Source organism: Streptomyces sp. NPDC027663 (genome assembly GCF_055566415.1).
Genome location: NZ_JBVHSK010000025.1, coordinates 1 through 6,511 on the forward strand (window position 1 = coordinate 1; position 6,511 = coordinate 6,511).

7 protein-coding genes and 2 pseudogenes are annotated in these 6,511 nt (G+C 65.5%); 3 read left to right on the plus strand and 6 right to left on the minus strand.

Annotated elements, in window-relative coordinates:
- From ACZ4SF_RS36610 to ACZ4SF_RS36625, 4 genes and pseudogenes are all read right to left on the minus strand, one after another.
- A partial coding sequence (locus ACZ4SF_RS36610) for a transposase family protein (protein WP_468393247.1) occupies nt 1–214 on the minus strand: 214 nt, incomplete at its 3' end.
- 166 nt (nt 215–380) lie between these two features.
- Entirely contained in the window at nt 381–596 is a 216-nt protein-coding gene (locus ACZ4SF_RS36615) for a hypothetical protein (protein WP_468393128.1), read from the minus strand.
- Between the two features lie 15 nt (nt 597–611).
- Complete coding sequence (locus tag ACZ4SF_RS36620; RefSeq protein ID WP_468393130.1) at nt 612–812, minus strand: hypothetical protein; 201 nt, start codon at nt 810–812, stop codon at nt 612–614.
- Between the two features lie 569 nt (nt 813–1,381).
- A pseudogene (locus ACZ4SF_RS36625) lies at nt 1,382–1,671 on the minus strand (DCC1-like thiol-disulfide oxidoreductase family protein); the annotation flags it as partial.
- Between the two features lie 623 nt (nt 1,672–2,294).
- On the opposite strand from ACZ4SF_RS36625, the pseudogene ACZ4SF_RS36630 reads away from it, so the two are divergent.
- Together ACZ4SF_RS36630 and ACZ4SF_RS36635 are read left to right on the plus strand one after the other, a co-directional pair.
- Nucleotides 2,295–3,462 (plus strand): annotated as a pseudogene (locus ACZ4SF_RS36630) (IS110 family RNA-guided transposase).
- A 93-nt stretch (nt 3,463–3,555) separates the two neighbouring features.
- A complete protein-coding gene (locus ACZ4SF_RS36635) occupies nt 3,556–3,870 on the plus strand; it encodes a transposase (protein ID WP_468393132.1) in 315 nt (104 codons plus the stop codon).
- Between the two features lie 127 nt (nt 3,871–3,997).
- Here ACZ4SF_RS36635 and ACZ4SF_RS36640 read toward each other — a convergent pair whose 3' ends face one another.
- Nucleotides 3,998–5,095, minus strand: a complete 1,098-nt coding sequence (locus tag ACZ4SF_RS36640; protein WP_468393249.1) for an HTTM domain-containing protein — start codon at nt 5,093–5,095, stop codon at nt 3,998–4,000.
- Between the two features lie 61 nt (nt 5,096–5,156).
- A complete protein-coding gene (locus ACZ4SF_RS36645; protein ID WP_468393134.1) occupies nt 5,157–5,699 on the minus strand; it encodes a DUF5819 family protein in 543 nt (180 codons plus the stop codon).
- 425 nt (nt 5,700–6,124) lie between these two features.
- Here ACZ4SF_RS36645 and ACZ4SF_RS36650 point away from each other — a divergent pair.
- Nucleotides 6,125–6,511, plus strand: a 387-nt coding sequence (locus ACZ4SF_RS36650) for a hypothetical protein (protein WP_468393136.1), incomplete at its 3' end; no start/stop codon positions are given.

Genomic DNA, 6,511 nt, shown 5'->3' on the forward strand with positions numbered 1-6,511 from the left:
AGAGCGGGGCGAGCTGCCGCATGGTGAGGTTCGTGCGGTAGTACACGGCCACCAGCAGCACCCGCTCGGCCAGCGGAAGACACCACGGCCGGCCCTCACCGGGGCCATTGCCGCCTCGCTCCCGCACCACTCGCAGCAGCTTCTCGAAGCGCCCCATCCGCAACCCGGTGAACGTCTCCACCCACACCGGCTCGGCCTTCAACACCCCATCCATATAGGCAAAATGCCCGCAGCCAAGCCTTCTGCAACACCCTTTAAACACCGTTGCAGTACTGCTGTCGGATGGCCGAATCCTCTCCTGCGCGTTGAGCTTGCTCATGGGACGGTCACTCCTGATCATCAACTTGAGGGGGGCTCGTGGCCGCTACACCGCGACGCAGCTACAGCAACGCGAATGCCCCCGATGCCTCCAGGAGAAGCCACCCGCGCTCCGCCAGGCGCCGGGCCTTCGACCGCAGCCCCTCGACCTTCGCCGGCGTCGCCCCAAGGCCCAACTCCACCGCGATCTCCTTGGCTCGAAGCGGCCCATGACCCATGGGTCGCTGCTGTTCCAGCACGCCCAAAATCCGCTGATAGTCCGGCGCCAGAACCGTCACCGGCAGCCCTTCCCGTCACGGCGGCACGATCGAGCCCGGCACCGGCACGAGCGACGGCGCCGCCTCCTCCTCCGCCTCGGTCGTGGTCGCGGCAGTGGAATCGGCCGCAGCAACTTCCAGTGCCTCGACCAGTTCCCCCCGCGCGATCACCCGCCGGTCGCGCTCGATCTCGTCAGACTCCAACGCCTCGGCCGGCCGCGCGGCTTCCTCCCGCAAGCCCTCCACCGCATCCGGGCAGCAGCCTCTCGCTCCTCCAGCATTCCCCGCACCGACACCACCGCGCACCCCTCGACCATGAAGCGGACACAAGGCATCGCGATGCCTCCCTCAACCTGAGCGAAACCATGCCTGACCAGCAGGAATCAAGGGATCACGTTCGGTTGAGACACGGCTTCTCAGGACTGCGCTCCGCTGGCGCATGGGTCATGGAAGCGGTGGCTTCGTATGTTGCGGCATATCCTGGCGCGGACGGCTGCTGGTTGACCTGCTTAGCGAAGGTATGTGAGGGCCCAGAGCCAGCGGTGCTCAGGGTGGACGGCGAGATGCCACAGCACGGCCATACCTGACGTGAGATTGGGGCGGCATAGTGAAGCGCGGGCCACCCTGGTGGTGCCGAGCAGGGCACCACCAGCCGCGACCCCTGACGATCTTCGAGCAGGGTGCCGTCGGCAATCGGATCACCCGGTCATGCTGCCTGCGCAGCTAACCAAGCAACGCATCACGACACGGCGAACCTTGCCTGACGCGGGCATTAGGCGGGAGGTGTCCGGCCTGGTCGGCGGCTTACGGGGAGGGCACAGGGTGAGTAGCGCACCCAAAACAGCCCACCCCCTGCCTGCCCTCAGCAACAGCTTGGCGACCGCCTGAGCACCGCCGTAGACAGCCCCTATGGGCGTGATCCACAACAACTCGTACTCGGCCCGCGCTGAGCGGAACCGAGAGAAGCAAGGTCCGCGAACTGCCAAGGAGTGATGGAGCAGTCGAGCCGCAGCATGCGCTCGAGCAATGTCACTGACCTTGCGCAGAAACGGCAATCACCATCATAAACCAGCTGGTAGGGCCTGCATGGAGCAATCCTGCCTCACCGAGGCATCCTGCCGAAGCAGGCTTACCAGTGCCGCTCCGACGGGTCCCACGAATCTCCGCGGCTTCGGGTGTCACCTCGTCAGGGGCGTCCCGGCCGTCATCACCGACCGGGAAGGCCGCTGGTGGCAAGCGATGAAGTGCGGTCGCTCCCCGGCCGGGTCCTGCGTACTCCTGACCGGGGGTCCGACCACACCAGGTCACAGCACGGCGAGTCGAATTGCCCAGCCCCGGCAGTGACCACATACTCCGAGAGTCGGCACTTGCGCAGTCGGCGCGAGGGAGGGGTCGTGCGGCCCGACGCCCCCTCCCTTCCTCATCAGTTCGGGGAGCCGGCCGTGCGGCAGACTCCTGATGGTAGTCGGCGGCAGGTGAGCACTCAGTCTTCCCAGACGGTTGAGTCCTGTTGAAAGACCGTGCCCCTGCCGTTTCGGCCCGGAGAGTTGATCGCTGATGGGATGTCGTGCCCGCCGCGCGTTGGCGTGAGCACCGCTTGATTAGGTCGCTGATGGTTCTCCGGCAGGCTGCTGATGGTGACCGGGCTCGAGAGCGGGAGGACCGTTGCGACTGTTCGTGGGGGATGACTGGGCCGAGTACCATCACGACGTCGAGGTGATGGACAGCGCCGGGCGGCGCCTGGCCCGGGCCAGGCTGCCCGAAGGCGACCGGCATGACCTGTCTGCACGCGATAATCGGGGAAGTGACTGGAGACGCTACCGACGACGTCGAGATCCTCGTCGGGATCGAAACCGACCGCGGCCCATGGGTACGTGCCTTGGTCACCGCTGGCTACACGGTATTGGCCGTCAACCCGTTGCAGGCCGCCCGGTTCCGTGACCGGCTGAGAGTTTCCGCCGCCAAGAGCGACCCAGGCGACGCGCACGTGCTGGCCGACATGGTCCGCACCCACGGCCACGAACTGCGGCCCGTTGCCGGGGACTCCGCCCAGGCCGAGGCGGTCAAGGTCGTCACCCACACCCACAAGACGCTGATCTGGGAGCGCACCCGGCACACCCAACGGCTGCGGCACGCCCTGCGCGACTACTTCCCCGCCGCGCTCGTGGCCTTCGATGACCGCGACGCTACCGACACGCTGGAACTTCTCGGCAAGGCCCCCACCCCGCAGCTGGCTGCCCGGCTGACCCTGCCCCAGATCAGTGCCGCCGTCAAACGCGCCCGCCGCAAGAACGTCGCCGCTAAGGCAGCCGTGATCCAGACAGCCCTGCGCGAGGAACACCTGGGCCAGCCCGATACGGTCACCACCGCCTGCGCCGCCTCTGTCACCGCACTGCTGGCGGTGCTGACCACCCTGAATGCCCAGATCAAGGCTCTGCAAGGACAGGTCGAGGCCCATTTTGGTCAGCAGCCGACCGATGAGATCATCCTCTCCCAGCCCGCGCTGGGAGCCGTCCTCGGTGCCCGGGTGCTTGCAGAGTTCGGCGATGACCCCAACCGCTACGCCAGCGCCAAGGCCCGCAAGAACTACGCCGGCACGTCCCCCATCACCCGCGCCTCCGGCGAGAAGAAGGTCGCCTTGGCCCGCTTCATCCACACCGACCGACTCATCGACGCTCTGCTCACCCAGGCGTTCAGCACCCTGCGCGTCTCGCCCAACGCCCACGCCTGCTACCAGCGCCAACGCGCACGCGGAACCGGGCACAACGCCGCCTTGCGCCAACTCGCCAACCGACTCGTCGGCATCCTCCACGGATGCCTCAAAACCGGCACCCGCTACGACGAGGCAACCGCCCGGTCGCATCACGCGGAACTGGCTACTGGTTGACATCTACGCTCCTGGGATGTCCAATCACAGCCTTCTGCAACACGCTTGCAGGGTCCGTCCTCAAAGATCATCCGGTCGGTAGATCATGGCGTTGTGGTACGTCGTCATGAACTCACCGACCAGGAGTGGGAGTTACTCGCTCCGCTGATACCCCGGGCCGCAACGGGCCGACCTCGCATGGAGAACTGGAAGGTCATCAACGGGATGGTCTACAAGATCCGTACCGGGATCTCCTGGCGTGACCTGCCGGAACGCTACGGGCCGTGGAAGACCGTGTACACCCGCTTCCGCCGCTACGCGCTCGACGGCGTCTTTACTCGGGCTCCGCAGCAGATCCAGGCCCATGCGGACGCGGTCCGGCGACATCGACTGGCTGGTCCAGATCGACGCCACCATCGTCCGCACTGACACCTTGATCCCCGGGCTGGAAGAGCATCAATCGCTCGGGAGATCCCCGAGAAGCCCTTACGAGTGAAACTACGGGGGCGGGCCCCTCTCCGAGGGTGCGGACCAAGCCGGAACAAAGAAAGTTCGCTCATGGCGGGCCAAGAGGGGTACGGGATCGGCCTGGGGAGTGAGTGTCGCCGACCGGTACGGGTTGCAGCGGCAGCGCAGAGGTCGTCCCGGGATAGGCTTCCGCTCCGGTGACGCCTGCTCGTCGGACGGTACGCCGCAATAGCCGTTCCACGGCGCGGTAGAAGCGGTCCGGCAGGAATACGGCGTCGGCGACGATCATCGCGCCGGAGAACAGCGGCAGTCCCATGAGCACCGCGATGTTCACGTGCATGCCCAGCAAAAGGATCAAGACGGGGTATTTGAGTCTGCTGAAGAGGACGAAGGGAAAGGCGACCTGCACCAGCACCGTCGTATAGCCGACGACGGTGAGCAGTACGTGGTGACCGTCGAGCATTTGAGACAACTCGGGCCAGGGGCGGAACAAGTCGATGTTCAGGACGTAGTGGAGGGCGGTGCCGTCGGCCCACTTGTAACCCTGCACCTTGTACATGCCCGCGCATCCGTAGAGGAAGCAGACCTGGGCTGCGATGACGAACATGCCGCAGTTGTGCAGCACGGTGGTCAAGATGGAGCGCGCATCGCCGAGTTGGTGCCGGAGACCGCTACCCCGGGGATCTACCATCTTGCCGGTCGCAGCCTTGCACCGGGCCCTGCGCGCATCGAGGGACCAGCGACGACCACACGCGGTGAAGACTAGATAGACGGCCATGAGGACCATGAGGTTGTCCCCGCCGTCCGCCATGTAGATCGCCCTGCCATGGAACGACACAACCACGACCGTGAACAGCACGGACACCGCACGCGTGCGCCAGCCCAGCACGAACAGCGCACACGTGATAAGAGCAACGGCGTAGCAGACCTCGAAGTATGTCTGGCTGTCGGACAGGAGAAGGACGCTGGCCCATCCGGTCTGGTCGTACATAAGCCGGGCTAGTTCGGGTGTCCATGGCGAACCGGGGCCCCACATGTCGTCGCGGTGGGGAAACTCGCGGAGCAGGAAGACGAGGTAAAGCAGCCCGTACCCGATGCGCAGCATCGCTGCCGCGTACAGGGAGACAGGCCGCTCAGTCAGGAGGACGAGGAAAGCGTGGATTCGATCAAACCCTCGCTGGAGCATGTTCACGGCCGCCTGCTTCGTGGTTACTCGGGGCGCTGTTGCCGCCATGGTCGGTGCTTTCTCACTCCGTTTCATGGGAATCCACCTTCCACCAGGGCAGGTACCGGATCGCGGCCGGCGCAGGTGTCGCGGCGGCCGGACGGGAGCCATCCGCCGAGCGCGGAGCGACGATGGGCAGCGTCGTCACCCGTAGCTGGATGAAGTCGAAGGTACCGCCCCGTTGAGCTGTGACGCGGTCCACTGCGATGTTGCGGAGATACTTCTGAATCAGGAGAGCCCGATCCGAGTGTGGCTGGTCGTCGGTGCCGTGGGTTTTGAGGTAGGAATTCCACGCCTGGCGCAGCATGTTCTGTGCCGTATGACTGGGAAAGACGTGGTGCTTGACGGCGGAATCATCCATGGAGCTCAGATCGATCCAGCCGCTCACTCGCCTGGAACCGTTCGGCGCTGTGTACCCGACCTTCGCCGAGATCTGCCGGTTGACGGATTGCGGATCCGGGGCGAATAGCCGCCAGTTCTGCGAAAACAAGGGCCGGACCCACGCGTTGATCTGCTGGTCGTAGACCTTGGAAATGGCGTTCGAGGGCGCCACGTACAGAAACACCAGGACAAGATGGACCAGGGTCACTGCGAGGCACAAGGCAACCGCGACTCCCGTTCCAGCGGTCAGTAGGCGGTGTGGCCCTGTATTTTCACGAGTGCTACGCAGTCCACCGTTCTGCGCTGCAGGCTCAGCGCCAACCTGCCGTGAATCCGTCGTATTTGTCGACTCAACACCGATCAGCACGACCCCACCCACCCGTTCCTTCCCATTGCGACTGCTTGCACCTGCTTCTACTGCTTCCGCGGGTGGCGCACGACGGAATCGACGACGATCCGCTGCACGCCACCCCCTTACTCACGTTGAGGGCGACCAAGTTGCGTGCACTCCGCCAAGGGATGCAGCGCCACTTGTCACTCCCGTCGAACTACAGGGGAACGCACTTAGTGGTGAGTGTGCATCATGTCCCACGGGGGTTTGGGGCCATAGTGGAGGGTCTTGCCCGGCTTGCCCGGCTTGCCCGGCTTGCCGGGGTGGTGATCACCAGGACCACCTGTGTCATGCCCTGTGTCATGCCCTGTGTCGTGGCCTGTCGTCGCGGCGTCGTCATCGCCGGTGGTCGCAGCGGCGTCGTCATCACCGGTCGTGGTCGCAGCGGCGTCGTCATCGCCGGTGGTCGCAGCGGCGTCGTCATCACCCGTCGTGGTCGCAGCGGCGTCGTCATCGCCGGTGGTCGCAGCGGCGTCGTCATCACCCGTCGTGGTCGCAGCGGCGTCGTCATCACCCGTCGTGGTCGCAGCGGCGTCGTCACCCGTCGTGGTCGCAGCGGCGTCGTCACCCGTCGTGGTCGCAGCGGCGTCGTCACCCGTCGTGGT

What these genes read in the sequence shown, in the direction of transcription:
- ACZ4SF_RS36640 (WP_468393249.1), bottom strand. Translation starts at nt 5,095, where the DNA reads ATGCTCCAGCGAGGGTTTGATCGAATCCACGCTTTCCTCGTCCTCCTG.